Raw genomic sequence first — 19,243 nt, forward strand, 5'->3', positions numbered from 1 at the left:
GTTAGGTAAGAGCATTACTAGGCATCTTAAAACGAAGTACTTTTTAGTTTGTTCAAAATGAGTAGTTTTTTTATGTGAAGGGAGTTCTCTTTTTTAAAATGGATTCACCTTGTAATACAAATGCATTTGGGATAAGATTTAGAAGATTAAAATAAAGAGCGACAGTGAGCGCTCATTTTAGGAGGAATTGAATATGCAACAGACAACGGCAGTGAAACAACACCAGAATCGACTAACTAGTTATCAAGGAAAGGTCGTCGCCTCAGCAACTGCGGGCTTTGGACTGGAGAATATGGATGTCATGTTCTTGTCCTTCGCCCTATCTTCAATTATTGGGGAACTTCACTTGAATGGGTCACAAGCTGGATTGATTTCATCAATTACTAATGTAGGGATGTTAATGGGTGGTGTGATTTTTGGCATGTTGGCGGATCGATTTGGGCGTATTAAAACGTTCACTTATACGATTTTCATATTCGCATTTGCAACTGCGGCCATGTTTTTTGCCAGTAATTTAACGACTATTTATATTTGTCGGTTCTTTGCAGGTATTGGTGCGGGTGGTGAATACGGAATTGGAATGACCATTCTAGCAGAGAGTTTTAAGAAGAAAGATATGGGCCGCATTTCATCGTACGTTGGTGTTGCAGGACAGGGTGGCGCTATTTTAGCGGCAGTTTTGGCAGCATTTATATTACCACAATTTGGTTGGCGAGCCTTGTTCCTATTTGGGCTAATCCCTGTACTAATTACATTCTTTGTTCGTCATCATTTGAAAGAAAGCAAGGCATTTGAAACAAGTAAACATGATGGAAAAGGTCAATTTAAGGCTTTGTTCGCTACACGTCAGTTAACACATCAAACACTAGGATTAATGTTCATGGCAATCGTTCAGATAGCTGGCTATTTCGGATTAATGAATTGGTTACCAGCAATTATGCAAAAACAATTGGGATTAACAATAGCGGGATCATCAACGTGGATGATTTCAACAATCATAGGTATGAGTGCTGGAATGTTAACGTTTGGCTGGGTTTTAGACAAATTAGGTGCTCGATTAGCTTACGGAATATTTTTATTAGCTTCGGCGGTCAGCGTCTATATTTTGACGATACCAACGAATACCATGATGATGCTTTTTGCGGGTGCATTGGTCGGTTATTTCGCTAATGGCATGTTTGCCGGGTATGGTGCGGTTGTTAGTCACTTGTACCCAACGGAAGTTCGTGCAACTGCCAACAACGTGATTATCAATGTTGGACGTGCAGTTGGTGGGTTCTCATCCGTGGCAATAGGGTTTATCTTGGATCACTACAATGTAATGGCGGTCATGATTTTCTTATCATTACTCTACCTGATGAGTTTTGTTGTAATGATGAGTATTAAAAATTTAAGAAGAAAAGAATACCTGTCATTTAATCGTGATTAAAATCGGCGTTAACAAATTAAAATAAATCAAAAAAAGGATTAACCTGCTGATAATTAACAGCGAGTTAATCCTTTTAAATTTGCTACATACCGTGTTCTAAAAGATATTGATATGTAACGTCTGATAAATCGGGTGAAATACGGACACGATGTAAGGTAAATAGTCCTTGATTCTCATTAGCTAGGCCTGGCAAAGTTGTTAAACCAAGTTCATAACCTGCGGCTTGGGCCAACTTAGGTGTTTGATCGTTAAAGCGGCCAACGGGATAGCAGATAATTGAAGTTTGTTGATGAAATTTATCATTTAACCATTTCTTTGAGTCCACAAATTCAAACGTCTGTTGCGCATCGGTCATTTGATTGAGCTCTTTATGATGAACGGTATGACTTTCGATGGTTACTAAACCGGATTGGCGCATTTCATTCATTTGTGGAATCGTTAATTTATTTTTATGCCCAAAGTGATTTGTAATATAGTTAATAGTTGCTTTTTTATGATATTTTTTTAGGGCCGGATAAGCTTTTTCGTAATTATCTTTGTAGCCGTCACCAAAAGTAATCCAAACGATTTTATTAGCAGGCTTTTTATGGGTTTTAAAAACCTCAATGGCCTCAGCAGGCGTTAAAGTATGATAACCATTTTTTTGAAGCCATTGCATTTGATGTGCGAATTGGGCTTCGGGGATGCGTAATGAATTTCCGACAGAGATACTATGATACATTAAAATAGGAAATTCAGTTTCTCCTTTAAAGGATTGCCAATGTGAGCTATCAATCTTTTTTTCCGAAAGGGCCTTATTTTTCTGAATGGCTTTTTTTGGAGTAGAGGGATGATTTTTTTTAATTGGGTTACTTTGTTGGTGTGAGGCAGAGGGTGTTTTCTTCCCAATAAAAAATGATGTCCCGGCACCGATGGAAAGGATAAGTAATAATAAAATAAACCAAATCTTTTTTTGCTTTAACATAATGAACTCCTTTTAGTTTAACTACCACTATTTAATTTACCATTATGATGTGGGAAGTTCCAACATTTTAAGAATAGATGATAAGCTAATTCGATAAATAATGTCAGAAAATATAGCTAATTTTATTTATAATAATGAGAGCGGTTTAAGAGAAAACCGGAAAGCGCTTGCTAAATATAGAAAATATATTTATACTATAATAATTGAAGACGCTTCCTATTTTTTTATAACGAATGAATCAAGAAGAATGGTCTGATAAATATACTAAAGAATTGAAGGACAAGTGCAATGGCAAAAATTATTACTGTTTTAGGATCAACTAATATTGATAAGGTTATTTCTGTACCCCGTTTTGCAACTAGTGGAGAGACTTTACACACACCCAATCATCAAATTGAAGCAATGGGTGGAAAAGGCTTGAATCAAGGCGTTGCAGCTGCACGTTCTGGTGCTAAAACTAACATGATTACTAAAGTTGGTAAGGAATTCGATACGTCAAAAAATATGAATGTCGAAAATTTGAGTACAGATCATGTGATGGTTTCAGAAACTGAAGAAACAGGACAAGCTTATATCACTGTTTCAGCAGAAACTGGAGATAACATTATTCATATTTATGGTGGCGCTAATGCTGATATGACAGCTGCAGACGTCCGCGCTCATGAAGCCGCTATTGCCGAATCAGACTTTTTGATTACACAATTAGAAATTCCAATGGAAGCAGTTATCGAAGGATTCAAGATTGCTCGCGAAAATGGCGTTAAAACAATTTTAAATCCTGCTCCAATGCCTGAAAATGGTGGATTACCAGCAGAACTATTACAATTAACTGATATTATTACACCTAACGAACATGAAACATTCTTATTAACTGGTATTGAAGTGACTGATGAACATTCAATGTTACACAATGCTGCTTACTATTTTGAACGCGGAATTGATACCGTTATTATCACAATTGGATCAGAAGGTTCTTTCTTTATGCGCGATAATGGTGAAGAAGGAATTGTTCCAGCATTCAAAGTTAGTGCCGTTGACACAACTGCTGCCGGGGACACATTTATTGGCGCTACAGCTACACGATTACATGCTAACTTAGATAACTTGGCTGAAGCAATGCGTTATGGATCGGCCGCCTCATCTGTAACTGTTTCACGTGCCGGCGCACAACCAAGTATTCCAACTGAAGCTGAAGTTTTAGCCGTTTTAGATGCTCACAAATAAATTTATATTTTTTGAATAGGAGATAAATTATGCGTAAAACAAATCTTTTGAATACAAAATTATCAAATGCAATTTCTGAAATTGGACATACTCAATGGTTAACAATTGGTGATTCAGGGCTTCCAATCAAGGATGACGGTCGTAAAATTGATCTTTCAGTTATACGTGGATTACCATTATTTATTGATGTCTTGGCCGCAACATTATCTGAAATGAAAGTTCAAAAGGTTTTCTTAGCTGAAGAAATTAAAACGGTAAATCCTGAACAATATACAGCTATCAAGGCATTATTGGATGATGACGTTGAAATTATTTTTATCTCTCATGACGAACTAAAATCGATGAGCCGTGATGATAATAATATTGCTACAGTAAGAACGGGCGAAATTACGCCATTTTCAAATATTGTTTTGGAATCAAATGTTGATTTTGAAGGCGAAGCAATTAAATAAATTATTAATTTAGGAATAGGAAGATATATATAATGAATATGTTAGGCTTATTTTTTTCACTTTTAGCAATTATTGGTTGGAGTGCTTATCCAACGTTAGTGTCATACTTTGGTGGTAAACCAGTTCAAGGTATTTTTGGCGCAACATGGGGAACTTTGATTGTCGCAATTGTTCTCTCATTAGTTACAGGAATGCCAATGTTACATGGCTCTAACTTCTGGTTAGCATTCTTGTCAGGTGCTGCCTGGGCCTTCGGTAATGTCTTAACAATTATGGCCTTTGGTATGAAAGATCAAGAAGGTAATGCCTTAGGATCCGCAAAAGCAATGCCAATTTCAACCGCTTTCCAAATTACAGCGAATGTTGTATGGGGAGTTCTAATGCTTGGTAACTGGGGTCCTGTCTCATCAAAAACTTATGGATTTATAGCCGTTGTTATTATTTTGATTGGTGCTTACTTAACGACTTACCAAGAGAAAAAATCAGCTGGTAATAAAGAATTACTTACAAAAGCAGTTGGTGTGTTATTAATTGCTCAAGTAGGTTACTCATTATATGGAATCTTGCCACAATATACTAAAGGAACTGACGGTATGCATATGTTCCTAGCGCAAGCAATGGGAATGGCAGCCTTTGGGTTAGTTCTCGGAATATACGAAGTATCAAAAAACAATAATAATATTTTTACACAAAGTGTTACGTATAAACAAATTTTTTCAGGTTTCTTCTTTGCAATGGCAGCATTAGGCTACCTTGTTTCAGCTCAACCTGCAATGCTTGGATTGGCAACTGGATTCGTCCTTTCACAAGTTTCAATTGTCGGTGCAACAATTTCAGGAATTATCGTTATGCGCACTAAGAAAACGGGTAAAGAGTGGTTAGTCATTGCTATTGGTTTAGTCATGATTGTGATTGCCGCTGCCGTAACAGTTTTCTTGAAAAATTAAGTAGTATCCGTTAAATAAATGATAAATACGAAAAAGTCTTCAAAACATTAATTTGTTATGAAGACTTTTTTGTTTCAATAAAACAAGTGTATTTTGTTACGCAAAATGGAACAAAATACACAGTATTATGGTAACAAACGATAGGCGCTAAAAGGCTGTTAATTAGTCTTAAAACAACTTATATTAGGGGTGTAGAAAAAATAAAAAATATATAGGAGATGCTTATTATGAAAAGAGATTTTATCGATACTAAGACATACACGAAAGACGAAATTCAATATTTAATTGATTTAGGAATTCAAATGAAGAAGGATATTAAAGAAGGCAATTATCCTCAACTATTAAGTAACAAGACTTTAGGTATGTTGTTTGAAGAATCATCAACCAGAACACGTGTCGCATTTGAAACAGCTATGACACAACTTGGTGGACATGCACAATACTTAGCACCAGGACAAATTCATTTAGGTAGTTCAGAAAGCGAATCATTGGGAGATACAGCAATTGTTTTAGCTCGTTTGGTAGATATTTTAATGGCTCGTGTTGCTAAACATGAAACGATTGAGATCATTGCAGAAAAATCAACCGTTCCTGTATTAAATGGGATGAGCGATTATAACCATCCTACACAAGAAATTGGCGATATCATCACAATGGCTGAAAACTTACCAGCTGGTAAAAAATTAAGCGATTGTAAAGTTGTTTTTGTAGGGGATGCAACCCAAGTTTGTGTTTCATTAATGTTTGTTACAACTAAAATGGGCATGCAATTCGTTCAATATGGTCCTAAAGGCTACCAAATCAAACCAGAAACATTAGCAATTGGCCAAAAAAATGCTGAATTATCAGGTGGTAGCGTCTTAATTACTGAAGATGTTGAAGAAGCAATGAAAAATGCAGATTTCGTTTATACAGATGTTTGGTATGGCTTATACGAAGCAGCATTGACATATGACGAACGTATGGCAATCTTCTATCCTAAATACCAAGTTAATGACGCATTAATGGCTAAAGCAAATGCCAACGCCAAATTCATGCATTGTTTACCAGCCAACCGTGGTGAAGAAGTGACAGATAGTGTCCTAGATTCAAAAGCATCAGTTGCATGGGATGAAGCAGAAAATAGATTAACAGCAATGAGAGCATTATTAGTTTACCTAATGGCACCAAGTATGAATTATTCCGACGAATTGCTTGATTCTTTGAAGGATGACACGCTAAAAAATTTATTGATAAATCGAGTTGATTCAACGAAATAATTTCTGATTTGTCAATAAATGGAGGCGGAGACTATGCAAGAAAAGAAACAATTCAGACTGTTTGATGCAGTCTTAATGTCGGTAGTTGTAGTATTAGTTGTTGAATCTGCAGCACCTGCGGCCGCTATTGGACCATCACAATTTTTCTGGTGGGGAGCACTTCTCTTATTCTTCTTTCTACCTTATGGGTTAATTTCCGCGGAATTGGGAACGACTTATAATGATGAAGGTGGTATTTACGATTGGGTTAAAAGAGCCTTTGGTAGAAAATGGGGCGGAAGAGCTGCTTGGCTCTATTGGATTAATTTCCCCATCTGGATGGCTAGTTTAGCCGTTTTATTCAATGAAGTAATTGAACAAATTTTCCGAGTTAAAATAGGAACGGGAATGGGTATTGGAATCGAACTCTTATTCATTTGGGGCGTTACTATTATCTGTTGTTACCCAATTGCGGATAGTAAATGGATCTTGAATTTAGCCGCAATTGCGAAAGTGATTATCATGTTGAGTGTGGGTGGCCTAGGTATTTACCATGCAGCTACTCACGGTTTGGCTAATGATTTTTCAGGAACAGCGATGTTACCTAAATTTGACGCAACAAGCTTAGGCTATATATCTGTAATTCTATTCAACTTTTTAGGATTTGAAGTTGTGGCTACAATGGCCGGAGATATGAAAAATCCTAAGAAACAAATTCCACAAGCTATTATCTGGGGTGGTGTTCTAATCGCCGTCTTCTACCTCTTTGCTGCATTTGGAATGGGAGCTGCTATTCCAAGTAGTCAACTATCAACATCTGGTGGATTAATGGATAGTATTCTATTATTAGTTGGACACTATAACTGGTTTGTTGTTACGATTGGGGTACTCTTCATGTACACCTTGGTTTCTAATCTAGTTTCTTGGTCAGCAGGGGTTAATTATGTTGCCTTATACGCTGCTAAAAATAACGACTTACCAAAAATATTCAAAAAAGAAAGTAAAAAAAGCCATATGCCAATTGGGGTAACTATTTTAAATGGTGTTATCGCAACTGTCTTGGTTATTGCCGCACCATTTATCCCCAATCCCAACATTTTCTGGGCATTCTTTTCATTAAATGTTGTTGCACTATTGGGTTCATATATATTAATGTTCCCATCATTTTTACGCTTACGTAAGATTGATGGCGATCGGGAACGCCCATTTAAAGTTCCAGGCAGACCACTAATGATTAAATTAATGACTTGGATTCCAATGGTCCTCTTAATTTTGACATTGATTTTAACGGCCTTTCCGTTGAATGGTGGTCAAGCAGAAATGAGTAGTAAAATACCAGTATTAGTGGGAACCGTTATTACAATTATTATTGGTGAAATTTGTATTAATTATGCTGAAAAACAAGGTAAATAAACCGAGAGAGGAAGTAATTAAATTATGAAAACTTTAGACACATCTCCAAAAACAGACGGATACCATATGCCAGGTGAGTTCGAGGAACATAAAGGTGTTTATCTTTTATGGCCAGAACGTCCAGATAACTGGCGAGAAGGGGCAAAACCAGCCCAAGCTGTTTTCGCTGAAGTAGCAGCAGCAATTGCTAAGTTTGAGTCAGTAACAGTTGGTGTTAGCGATCGTCAATATACGAATGCGCGTCATGTACTTGCTGACAATATTGAAGTGGCAGAAATATCAAGCGATGATGCATGGATTCGTGATTGTGGACCAACATTTGTTGTTAATGACAAAGGCGACGTTCGTGCCGTTGATTGGACCTTTAACGCTTGGGGTGGCCTAGTTGATGGGCTATATTTCCCTTGGGACAAAGATGATAGAGTTGCACAAAAAGTATCAGAGTTAGAAGGCCGCAATCGTTACCGACTAGATGACTTTGTGCTAGAAGGTGGATCAATCCATGTTGATGGGGAAGGAACGTTAATTACAACCGAAGAATGTTTATTATCTGATGGACGTAATCCTCAATTATCAAAAGAACAGATTGAAAGTATATTAAAAGAATATTTAAACGTTGAAAAAGTTATTTGGTTAAAAAATGGGATTTATTTAGATGAAACCAATGGTCACGTTGATAACATTGCTAATTTCGTTAAACCAGGTCAAATCGCTTTGGCATGGACGGATGATCAAGATGATCCGCAATATGCAATTTCTAAGGAAAATTATGATATTTTAACAAACGCAACAGATGCTAAAGGTCGTAAAATTCAAGTTGAAAAATTATATGTTCCTAAACCAGTTTTAATTACGGCTAAAGAAAGTGAAGGCGTTGATGCAGTTGATGGGACATTGCCACGTTTAGAAGGCGATCGATTGGCAGCTAGCTACGTTAACTATTACACAGCTAACGGTGCAATTATCTACCCACTTTTCGACGATCCAATGGATGAAAAGGCTAAAGAAACCTTACAAAAATTATATCCTGATCGTGAAATGGTCGGCATCTTGGCACGTGAAATTTTATTAGGCGGTGGCGATATTCACTGCATTACGCAACAAGTCCCAGTTGGCAGATAGGAGATTATGATGGCGAAAATTGTTGTCGCGCTTGGCGGTAATGCAATCTTATCGAATGATGCATCTGCCAATGCTCAAAAAGAAGCAGTTCAAGGAACAGTCAAAGCGTTAATTAAATTTATTGAAAATGGTGATCAGTTAATTATTACGCACGGTAATGGACCACAAGTTGGTAATCTATTGCTACAGCAACAAGCAGCAGATAGTGAAAAAAATCCAGCTATGCCTTTAGATACTTGTGGTGCTATGACTCAAGGAAGTATTGGTTACTGGTTCCAAAATGCCATGCAAGAACAATTGGCTAAAAAGCAGATTGATAGAAGTGTCGTTTCAATTGTGACACAAACGATTGTGGATGAAAATGATCAAGCATTTGAGAAACCAACTAAACCAATTGGTCCTTTCTATAAGGAATCAGAGTTAGAACAGATGACTCAATTGCATCCTGACTGGACGCTGGTTGAAGATGCTGGGCGAGGTTATAGAAGGGTCGTCCCTTCACCTCAACCGCTTGAAATCAAAGAATATCCGGCCATTAAACAAATTGTGGATGCTGGTATTATTCCAATTGTCTCAGGTGGTGGCGGTATCCCCGTTATTCGTAAGGGAAATCAATTAATTGGAACTGAAGCAGTTATTGATAAAGATTTTAGTGCTGCTAAGATTGCTGAACTAATCAATGCCGATCAGTTAATTATTTTAACCTCTGTTGGTGGCGTCTTTTATAATTATGGTAAGGCAGATCAGGAAGAAATTTTTGATGTTACGGCCGAGGAAATACAAGGACATATTGATGCTAAAGAATTTGCTGCGGGTAGCATGATGCCCAAAGTAAAAGCTGCCGTTCAATTTGTGCAAAAGACAGGTAATCCTGCCGTGATTGGCGCTTTAGAAGATGTTCAAGATATTATCAGTGGAACAAAAGGAACCACAATTCATCAATAATTAGAGAAGTAACTAGTCGTCTCAAGCTAGTTACTTCTTTAGTGTATACTGATTAAAGGAAAGAAATACGGAATGGGGTTCATTTATGAAAATTATGGGATCAACACCTCGAAAAGATCATTTTTATCTACCTGCAGAAACGATTCGACACCGTGAATCAATAATGATGTGGCCAGAACGCCCCGACAACTGGCGTAATGGCGCAAATGATGCGCGCCGTGCCTTTATTGAGATTGCGGTAATTGTAAGTCGCTATGAACCAGTGACTATGTTGGTTTCAAGACAACAATATAAACATGCCCGCCATTTATTGCCAGAATCAATTAGGGTCATTGAGATGAGCTTTGACGATGCTTGGATAAAAGATATTGGGCCAACCTATGTATTGAACGACCAAGGCGATATTCGAGGCGTCGATTGGCGCTTCAACGCATGGGGCGGACTAGTTGATGGCCTATACTTCCCATGGAATATGGACGATCAAGTTGCAGAAAAATTATGTGAACTTAATCGACTTGATTATTATCGATTAGAAGAATTTATCCTGGAAGGCTGCGCTTTTCATACCGATGGTGAGGGGACTCTGATTGTTACGGAGGAATCCATCTTGTCAGAGGGTCGGAATGGTCAAATGACTAAACCTGTTGTAGAAACGATTTTGAAAGCCTATTTAGGTGTTGAAAAAATTATTTGGCTTAAATATGGCTATTATATGGATGAAACTAACGGCGACGTTGATAGTATGTTGAGTTTTGTGCAACCTGGGGAATTAGTACTCACTTGGACTGATGATGTGGATGATCCGCAATATGTAATATCGCAACAAGCATATGATGTTTTAAAAAATGCTACAGATGCGAAGGGTCGCCAATTTAAGATTCATAAATTACAAATACCAAAACCTTTATTTGCTACTGAAGATGAAAGTAACGGCGTTGACTTGGTAAATGGTCTTCTGCCACGCTATCCAGGAGATAGATTAACAGCAAGTTATGTTAACTTCTATCTCGCAAATGATGTTTTAGTTTTACCCGTTTTTGATGATCCGCAAGATAATATTGCTATCGAAAAAATGTCTCAACTATTTCCAGATCGTAAGATAGAACCTGTTTATGTACGAGAACTTTTGTTAGGCGGAGGTAACGTACACAGCATCGTGGACGCATTGCCAACGCATACGGGGGTGTAAAATGAACTTTTATGAAATTGTTAATGGAAACATTGAGAAAATTAATAAGAATGAACAAATTTTATTAGATTTTGTCATTAAAAATATGGATAGCATTAAAAATAAAAATATTCGTGAATTGGCAGCGGAATGTTTCGTATCTACCACAACATTTCTAAGATTTGTTCGTAAAATTGGTTTTTCTGGTTATAGCGAATTCATAACCGTTATTAAATATACAATGATCACTCAAAATAATATTGAAAAAGATAAAACCTTTGCGATTAACCAGGTAGAATATCGCGAAGAATATTTAAAAAATATCAATGAAACCGTCCGTGTTTTAGACAATGATAAATTAAATAGAATAACAGCAGTAATGAATAAACGACCACATTTATATATTTTCGCGAAGGGTTTCAGTAAGTATGCAGCTGAATATATTGAATATCTTTATACATTAAATAATTTTATTGTTATTTTTCCTAAAAATTTTGAACAACGTCAATTGGCTTACCGTAATATACAACCTGATGATTTATTATTTGTCTTCAATTACGATGGTGAGGACAAGGAACTGATTGAGATTCTGCAAATTATTGAAAGAAAACGTGAATATGCGTTATTAGTTTCCATTACGGGTGCGAATAATAATACCATCCAAAATATGAGTAATATCAATTTATATTTATTCACCGATGAACTTTATCAAAATCGGATTGAAATGACCTCGCATGTTTCTTTAATTGCTATTATGGAATTGCTGTTGTATCAATATAATGAAGGTATTAAATAAGGGTCAGAATAAAAAAGTCATTCTTAGGGATGTCTTTTTTTATTACTTATAAACCTAATAAGACTAATAAGACTTTAGTTAAAGGCAGATAAATAATAAGTTATTTATCTAAAATAGCTACCCTTTATAATTGTATACGGGGTTAATTTAATGTTATTATACAGTGTGCGAAAGCTTTACGTATAAACTTACATAGTTTTAGAGGGTAGAAAGGAATGACCGTATGAGATAAATATTGCGCTAGTTGCAATATTAGAAATGGTTGGGTTAAGTATAAAGGAGTGTTGGTTTTATTCGAGGGCCAATGCTTAGGCAGAATTAGACCGAAACAAAATGCTACGGCGGGGGCCATAATAGCGATGCGAGATGATGTGCTTTGGGAAATATCATCTGATGCGGATGGATGAACCAGGTCCGATTTTGATTTCAATGAATATCATAGCGGATAAAATAACTATGGTATTCATATAACTGTGGGGGAAACAAAATGATTAAATATATTTTAGCAATTTTTAGTATTAGTATTATGTTTGGAATAACGGCTTCAAAAGTTTTTGCTGCAAGTGATCCGGTATTGAACGGGACAACTGACGCAACGGTTAATTTAACGGGAGGGGCTAGCGGGCTTTCAATCGCAGCGGCGCCAAATTTTAATTTTGGTAAGTCTGAAATAAGTAGTGTGGCAACGACGTTAACTTCCAGTGGAACAGCAAGTGATGGTTCAGCTATAGCGGCGCAGGTTTCAGATGCTCGTGGAACAGGTGAAGGTTGGGATTTACGAGTTTCGTTAGGTTCTCCTTTTAAATTAAGTGATTCAGAAGGTGGTCATTTATTAAATGGAGCCGTTTTAAAATTAAGAACGAAAACGGCGACGAGTACGGGTACCGGACAGGCACCAGGCACCTTAGTAAATGAATTGACACTGAATGCTGCTTCACAATCAAGTGTTAGAGCTGATGTCGGTCAAGGCATGGGAACTTGGAGTATGCCTTATACGAATGCTACTTTGATGGTTCCGGCGGGAAATTATATTGGTGATTATACGGCCACAATTAATTGGTCGTTAACTGATGCGCCACAAAAATAATCTGCGACAGTGGGGCTGTCCCGGGTTATTTTGTATTGAGATAAGTAAACTTAAAATGCCGTTTTGTTAGTACATAGGTTAAAAAGACGGCCAGCACGTAAAAAGGGGATCTCTGAAATGAAAAGAATGATTTTAGCAATCAGTATGGTGGGTATCATTTTTAGTTACATGATACTGGGGGAAACTCACATCCAGGCGGCATATGAAAATAATCCACCTCAAAGTATTAAATTAGATAATATCTTTACGACACCAGCCGGATCTGATAGTACAGTTGTCCAAAATGGGGCAACAAAGAAGAGTTACGTCCAGGTTACCCCGGATGAAGGAAAAAATAAAAATGGGGCAATTTGGTCAACAGCTAATAATACACTGGACTTAACGAAAGATTTTGAATCATCAATGTATGTCTATTTTGGTGGGATGGGTGAAAATGCTGCCGATGGTATGGCTTTTGTTATGCAAAACGATGCTAGACAAGGTAACACCATCATTAAGGGTAGTGGTGCTCAAATGGGCGTTTGGGCCAGCGATGTACATTATGGTCCGTTCGATGGCATTCAAAATAGTTTTGCGGTAGAATTTGATTCTCATTATAATGATGGGTTTGATTGGAACGTTGGTAAGAGTATTGGTGATCATTTAGCATGGGGATTCCCAGGTCAGAAATCAACGTACAAGGATGAGGGCGAAGGGAACCGGATATTAAATCATAATGCTGTACAAAGTATTCAGCAAATGTCGAATGATAGATGGTATTCATTCAACGTTAAATGGAATGCGGCAACCAAAGTTCTACAGTATTCTTATGGAGATGACCGGGCCAAAAACCCGGTAGTCAGTGTTAACATTGATCCACAAACTATTTTTGGTGGGACTGATGTTGTTTGGGGATTTACTGGGTCGACAGGTAGCAGTACCGAAAATAATCAAGTTGCTTTCGCTAAAGTTCCTGGACTAGTTAACGAAGAAGCTACCGAGACGGTAACCAATAGTTCTGGTGACGTTGTTGCCGGTAAAGATGTTACTGGTAAGAAAGTTAGTTTGGGCGATAACTTACATTATAAAGTCGGTTCAAAATATACAAGTGGTAAACAAGATTGGGAAAATATCTTAGCTGACTTCAAGTTAGACGGGGACGTGACATACAAACCCGGAACGCTTAAAGTTGTTAAAAAAGCGCAAGACGGAACTGAAAAAACGACTTCGTTACCCGACTCATCTTGGTCAAACAAGGCGTTATCTAAGGTTAATTTAGGTAAATTGGGAACGTATACTACCGATGCTAATAGTTCGGCTTATATTACTTTTGATGTGACTGCCGATAAGGTAGGGATGGTAAAACAAAGTGAAGCCGCATTGAACGGTGACAACTATTTAACAAAAACTAATGCATTAAGTTATGAAATCTCACAAAACAAGGCACCCACTCTTACCTTGGCTGATGCCGGTAAATCAGTTGATGTGACTGAGGGTGATGCTTACAAATTTAATGGTACTTGGAAAGATGTTGATAGTGATACCGCCAACTTGTCTTATTCTGTAGATGGCGGTAGCGCCGTTTCATTTGCGAGTGACGTTAAAAATGATCCAAAAGGGCAAGATCATAATTATTCAGCAACGGTTCCGGCCACTTCGTTACCTTTAGGAACAAATAAGGTAAGTGTTTACGCCATGGATTCGGATGGCGCTAAATCAAATGTTGAGACAGTTACGATTAATGTTGCAACTGCGGGGCTTTTACAGTTTGTAAATATCCCTACGACAACCAGTTATGGATCAATAGAAATACCAGCGGGCAAAGAGTCCGTTGATATTAGTAGAGGGAATGACTGGGACGTTAGAGTGAAAGATACCCGAAAAACGGGTAGCCATTGGCACGTTGACTTAACGTTAACAGAGCCTTTTACAACAGGCAAGGGGACGGCAAATGAACACGTGCTGAAAGAAGCATTAGTTTATAAAACGGGTACCAGCCAAACAGAATTTACCGTTGGAACGGCGGTAAAGGTATACGATAAAACAACCGTAAATGGCGATGACGTACCTATTAAATGGGCGGATGACCAAGGTGTTTTGATGGTCGCGCATAGTGCTGATTATAAAGGCGCATACGCAGCCAAACTCAACTGGGCATTGGTAGATGCACCGTAGAATATAAAAATAAAGAGTCGCACAATCAATTACGATTGCACGACTCTTTATTTAGTTAGTTTATTGAAATTAGCTCCAGCGATTTGATTTTCCTGGTAAAACCATTAAAATGATGAACCAGATATAACCAATGATAGGGATTAGTTGAAGTAAAATCCACCAGCCAGAACGATCCGTATCATGTAAACGACGAACGGTTACTGATAAGTTTGCAAGCCATACTAAGAATACGACGATATTTCTTCCGGTTGCAAGAGCCAGATCGCTGAAATTGTAGATATCCGTTATCGGATGACCTACAGAAAAGGTATAAATATTAACAATTAAGAACCCAACAATGGTATTAATAATAGCTGGCCACCAAAAATCTGATCTACGTGCCGTGTCAGAGAAATTAGTGATGTTGTTCCAGAAATTTTTATATGATTCGATCATGATAATAGCCCCCTTTTTATAAAGCTTTTAAAGTCATCATTTTTGGACTAAATATAGTTAAACACTAAAAAAATATATATTAGTATTTAACTACATGTTACTATTTTATCCTTTATAAGTATATTAATATGCATTATTGTAAAAATTTGACTATTATTACTGATGAATGTGATAATCATTTTAATATGGAAGGTTGATAAATGTAAAAATGAATAAGGCTGTGATATTATGAGAAGTATAAATTAAATATTTAATTGGAGGATACTTATGCATCGAACCTTACATTTTTTAAATAAAAGTTATCGAGTATTTTTTCGTCATTGGAAATTGTATCTTCTCCTAGTAATTGGGACAAATTTCATTTTATCGCAGGTGATCCAACCTATACTGACTGTGATAGTCAATACGATACTCAGTAGTAATCATGTTGAATATTTAACTTACACTAATATCATCTCGGTGATTGTAAATAGGCCAATCCTGCTGATTGAGCTTATTCTGGTAATATTAGCCATTTTAGGAATCGTGTACGTTCAGATGGCTTTTATGATTAGAAGTATTCGATCTATTCGTTATGATTTGAAAATTGGGTATAAGGTATTATTAAAACAATCTATCCACGATGTCCTTGCGTTACGTCCTTTGACGGCATTACTCGTAACTTGGTATTTTGTATTGATTCTGCCTTTTGGGGAAGTATTATTTAAGTCCTCCCTGTTGAGTAAAGTGACAATTCCCGATTTTATTATCCAGGATATGTGGGCGAGCCCAACTATTTGGGGACCTATACTGATTGTTTATGGATTGGCCTTTTTCTTCTCTATCCGATTAATTAGTTTTTTACCAACATTATTATTTAGTTCTGAAAAAAGAACGGGTCAATTAATTAAGCTAAGTTGGGATTCAGCCCGCGGCCGATTTTGGACAACCTTATTGAAAGGGTTAGTTATTACAACTTCTCTGGCGATTTTGGCAGTGATTAGTCAAATTGGCTTATACGCAATTCAAAGTTATGCGGACACTCATTTACAGGGGCAGGCACTAGTAATAGCTATGGTTAATTTACTTCTTCTAGAATTCTTTAGCCAAGTTGTTCTTGCGTTAAGTGTTGTTTTGTTATTGGGTATCGCTTTGGATATTTTTGAACAACATCAACCACAGCTACAACCGGTTCAAGAAATACACACTAAAAGTAAACGAATGATTGGATTGCGTCGAGCCGGTGTAACGCTTGCTATTTTACTGATTGCGGGAACCGTCTCCATCTATAATTATGGTTATTTAAAAGGGATGCTTGGAGACTATCCGGTCCTTATTTCACATCGGGGAGTTGACGATGGAAACGGGGTACAGAATACAATTCCTGCATTGGAGAAGACCTCCGCAGAGAAGCCGGATTATATTGAAATGGATATTCAGGAGACAAAAGATCACCAATTTGTTGTGATGCATGACCCTAACCTAGAAGCTTTAGCTGGGGTTAACCGAACTGTCCATGATTTAACGTTGTCAGAATTAACTGCATTAACGGTTAGTGAAAATGGGTATTCAGCAAAAATTCCGAGTTTTGATCAATATTTAGATGCGGCGGAAAAACATCATCAAAAATTATTGGTTGAAATTAAGGTATCTCCACAGGATAGTCCCAATATGACTAAAAATTTCGTGAAAAAATACCAGAAAAGAATGCTAGCCGATAAAAATAGAATTCATTCTTTGAGTTATGACGTTGTTTCACAAGTGAAAAAACAAGCGCCAAATCTCTATGTCAGTTTTATTATGCCTTATAATATTTCGTTCCCTAATACGCCAGCGAATGCGTATACCATGGAAGCAACAACTTTAAATGACACCTTTGTTAGTCAGGCCCATGATAAGAAGCAAGACGTGTACGCCTGGACTGTGAATGATGATAGCGTTATGCAAAATATGATGTTTATGGACGTAGATGGTATTATTACGGATCAGTTAAGTACGCTTAAAGATGTGGTTAAGGCCAATAATGATCATCCAAGTTATGCAAATAGACTATCATTATTTTCAAATCAGTTATCTGGGTTTGATGTAACTGTTGAAAACTAGTTGGTGGTTTATAACAAGAGTCAAAACTATGTTACCGTTTACACTTGCTGGATAGCATGCTATGCTTAAACCGTTATTGAACTGAAAATATGATTGAATTAGGAGTGTGCAGTATTTATGATTAAAATTATCGCATCAGATATGGATGGCACATTATTGAATAATGAAAATAGTATTTCTGAAGGTAACGCGAGTGCTATTAAGAAGGCACAAGCAATGGGAGTAACCTTTGTAGTCGCAACTGGACGCAGTTATGATGAAGTTAAACCTTTGATTGACGCGGTGGGCATCAATGCACCAATGATTAATTTCAATGGGGGCGCTACAACAACTGAAACTGGGGCGCAAATTCATAGTTTTCCAATTTTAAAAGATGAAGCAAAAAAAGTGATTGAACTTTTAAAAAATGAACATGTATTTTTTAAAATTATGACATCAGACGGCGTTTACTCGGATGACCCACTTAAATATGATGAGGCTGTTGTTAAATTGCAATTACAGCCGATACATTATGTTGATAGCTATAACGAAATAATTGATAATACAGAGATAGATCTGTTTAAAGTACTTATTCGAAAGACTGATGGAGCTGATGATTTATCGGTTATAAAAAATAAGATTGAAGAAAACACCACGCTGGTTGTTACTTCTTCTGGAGACAATAACCTTGAAGTGAATCATGGTAACGCGCAGAAGGGCATTGCATTGAAACGATTTGCTGATGATCTGGGTATTCCAATGTCAGATGTAATGGCAATCGGTGATAACCTGAATGATATCTCAATGTTGAAAGTGGCAGGCGTTAGTTATGCCATGGAGAATGGGCATCAAGAAAATAAAGATGTTGCTAACCATCGAGCAAAAACAAATGTTGAAGATGGTGTTGGAATAGCAATTTTGGAACAATTATCTCAGGAATAATAACGAAAAAAGACTGAATACCATTTATGGTATTCAGTCTTTTTGGTTAAAATTTAATCGGCAATCATGTCGCCGGCTGTTGGGCCGGCATCTAATTTATAAATACGTTCGATATCAATAACGACGGCATAATGTGTTTCTGGCAAATGACGTTCTGCACCAAATGCTACGGCATTATCAAAAATTTCACCCGAATTAAATAAGTGAGCCGTTCCTTCAAAACGGAACCCTTTTAAGTTAGGACGATCAACAACGGCAACCGCCGCACGACTATTATCTTGAAGGTTGTGTAAGGCTTGTTTTGCCGTTTCTTCATTGTAAATTAAATGTGTATCATCAAAAACACGCATTGATCCTTTTGGACCAACTTGTGGAAAGCCATTTTCATCTGCGGTTGAGAGAAAATTAAGTTGTTCAGAAATCATTTTTTTCATATCTTCTGTTAATTTTGCCATTGTAAGATCTCCTTATTTAATTAGTTATTGTATCTAGAATTTAGCACACGACTGGTAGATTGGCAAAGAATAAGCTTTATAAGAGGATAAATAAAAAAAGATAAACTATATTTAGAAAAAAGGTTGTAAATATGTCTAAAAGAACTATACTTATATGAGTCTAACAGACATGTCTAAAAGAAGTATTGGAGAAAGGATTTTAAATTTATATGTATGAGCTATTAATTCTAGCGGCGTTAATGAGTCGCAATATGTCAGGCTATAAATTACGATTGATTTTGGAAAATGCAATGTCGCCAAGAAGGAAAATTTCAAATGGCGTTTTATATCCCGTTCTGGATAAACTAAAGGTTAAAGGGTACATTTGTTTTGATGAGGACCAGAATGCTCGTGGGACTAAGACGGCGTATA

18 protein-coding genes are annotated in these 19,243 nt (G+C 37.0%); 15 read left to right on the forward strand and 3 right to left on the reverse strand.

Annotated elements, in window-relative coordinates; translation table 11 throughout:
• Window positions 1–193 precede the first annotated feature (193 nt).
• The gene (locus FC66_RS07025; protein WP_057974679.1) at window positions 194–1,429 is read left to right on the forward strand and encodes an MFS transporter; all 1,236 of its coding nucleotides are present in this window, start codon (window positions 194–196) and stop codon (window positions 1,427–1,429) included.
• An 82-nt stretch (window positions 1,430–1,511) separates the two neighbouring features.
• On the opposite strand, the gene FC66_RS07030 is transcribed toward FC66_RS07025, so the two are convergent.
• Window positions 1,512–2,393: a polysaccharide deacetylase family protein gene (locus FC66_RS07030; RefSeq protein WP_083478990.1), complete on the reverse strand. Its 882-nt coding sequence runs from the start codon at window positions 2,391–2,393 to the stop codon at window positions 1,512–1,514.
• 288 nt (window positions 2,394–2,681) lie between these two features.
• Between FC66_RS07030 and rbsK the strand changes: the two genes are divergently transcribed.
• The 11 genes from rbsK (at window position 2,682) to FC66_RS07085 (ending at window position 14,939) form a co-directional block, all read left to right on the forward strand.
• Window positions 2,682–3,617 (forward strand): ribokinase, encoded by a 936-nt coding sequence (rbsK, locus tag FC66_RS07035; protein WP_057974680.1) that lies wholly within the window; start codon window positions 2,682–2,684, stop codon window positions 3,615–3,617.
• 29 nt (window positions 3,618–3,646) lie between these two features.
• Window positions 3,647–4,069: a D-ribose pyranase gene (gene rbsD, locus FC66_RS07040; protein WP_057974681.1), complete on the forward strand. Its 423-nt coding sequence runs from the start codon at window positions 3,647–3,649 to the stop codon at window positions 4,067–4,069.
• A 32-nt stretch (window positions 4,070–4,101) separates the two neighbouring features.
• On the forward strand, window positions 4,102–5,016 hold the full coding sequence (locus tag FC66_RS07045; RefSeq protein WP_057974682.1) for a GRP family sugar transporter: 915 nt from the start codon (window positions 4,102–4,104) through the stop codon (window positions 5,014–5,016).
• Between the two features lie 227 nt (window positions 5,017–5,243).
• Entirely contained in the window at window positions 5,244–6,275 is a 1,032-nt protein-coding gene (gene ptcA / locus FC66_RS07050) for a putrescine carbamoyltransferase (protein ID WP_057974683.1), read from the forward strand.
• Between the two features lie 33 nt (window positions 6,276–6,308).
• Window positions 6,309–7,667, forward strand: coding sequence for an APC family permease (locus FC66_RS07055; protein ID WP_057974684.1), 1,359 nt, complete (start codon window positions 6,309–6,311; stop codon window positions 7,665–7,667).
• Window positions 7,668–7,691: 24 nt separating this feature from the next.
• On the forward strand, window positions 7,692–8,789 hold the full coding sequence (gene aguA, locus FC66_RS07060; RefSeq protein ID WP_057974685.1) for an agmatine deiminase: 1,098 nt from the start codon (window positions 7,692–7,694) through the stop codon (window positions 8,787–8,789).
• A gap of 9 nt (window positions 8,790–8,798) precedes the next feature.
• Entirely contained in the window at window positions 8,799–9,734 is a 936-nt protein-coding gene (arcC, locus tag FC66_RS07065; protein WP_057974686.1) for a carbamate kinase, read from the forward strand.
• Window positions 9,735–9,819: 85 nt separating this feature from the next.
• A complete protein-coding gene (aguA, locus tag FC66_RS07070) occupies window positions 9,820–10,923 on the forward strand; it encodes an agmatine deiminase (RefSeq protein ID WP_057974687.1) in 1,104 nt (367 codons plus the stop codon).
• A 1-nt stretch (window position 10,924) separates the two neighbouring features.
• On the forward strand, window positions 10,925–11,698 hold the full coding sequence (locus tag FC66_RS07075; RefSeq protein ID WP_057974688.1) for a MurR/RpiR family transcriptional regulator: 774 nt from the start codon (window positions 10,925–10,927) through the stop codon (window positions 11,696–11,698).
• 487 nt (window positions 11,699–12,185) lie between these two features.
• Window positions 12,186–12,785, forward strand: a complete 600-nt coding sequence (locus FC66_RS07080) for a WxL domain-containing protein (RefSeq protein WP_057974689.1) — start codon at window positions 12,186–12,188, stop codon at window positions 12,783–12,785.
• A gap of 117 nt (window positions 12,786–12,902) precedes the next feature.
• Window positions 12,903–14,939, forward strand: a complete 2,037-nt coding sequence (locus FC66_RS07085; RefSeq protein ID WP_057974690.1) for a lectin-like domain-containing protein — start codon at window positions 12,903–12,905, stop codon at window positions 14,937–14,939.
• 69 nt (window positions 14,940–15,008) lie between these two features.
• On the opposite strand, the gene FC66_RS07090 is transcribed toward FC66_RS07085, so the two are convergent.
• Window positions 15,009–15,374 (reverse strand): DUF805 domain-containing protein, encoded by a 366-nt coding sequence (locus tag FC66_RS07090; protein ID WP_057974691.1) that lies wholly within the window; start codon window positions 15,372–15,374, stop codon window positions 15,009–15,011.
• Window positions 15,375–15,641: 267 nt separating this feature from the next.
• Between FC66_RS07090 and FC66_RS07095 the strand changes: the two genes are divergently transcribed.
• Window positions 15,642–17,456, forward strand: coding sequence for a glycerophosphoryl diester phosphodiesterase membrane domain-containing protein (locus FC66_RS07095; RefSeq protein ID WP_057974692.1), 1,815 nt, complete (start codon window positions 15,642–15,644; stop codon window positions 17,454–17,456).
• 117 nt (window positions 17,457–17,573) lie between these two features.
• Window positions 17,574–18,377 carry a Cof-type HAD-IIB family hydrolase gene (locus tag FC66_RS07100; protein ID WP_057974693.1) on the forward strand — a complete coding sequence of 268 codons (804 nt, stop codon included), beginning with the start codon at window positions 17,574–17,576 and terminating at the stop codon, window positions 18,375–18,377.
• A gap of 53 nt (window positions 18,378–18,430) precedes the next feature.
• Here the strand turns inward: FC66_RS07100 and FC66_RS07105 are convergent, their stop codons facing one another.
• Window positions 18,431–18,832, reverse strand: coding sequence for a pyridoxamine 5'-phosphate oxidase family protein (locus FC66_RS07105; RefSeq protein ID WP_057974694.1), 402 nt, complete (start codon window positions 18,830–18,832; stop codon window positions 18,431–18,433).
• Window positions 18,833–19,041: 209 nt separating this feature from the next.
• Here FC66_RS07105 and FC66_RS07110 point away from each other — a divergent pair.
• The coding region (locus tag FC66_RS07110; RefSeq protein WP_162253182.1) for a PadR family transcriptional regulator at window positions 19,042–19,243 on the forward strand (202 nt) is incomplete at its 3' end.

The sequence above is a fragment of the Dellaglioa algida DSM 15638 genome, from assembly GCF_001434695.1.
In the GTDB taxonomy this organism is placed as follows: domain Bacteria; phylum Bacillota; class Bacilli; order Lactobacillales; family Lactobacillaceae; genus Dellaglioa; species Dellaglioa algida.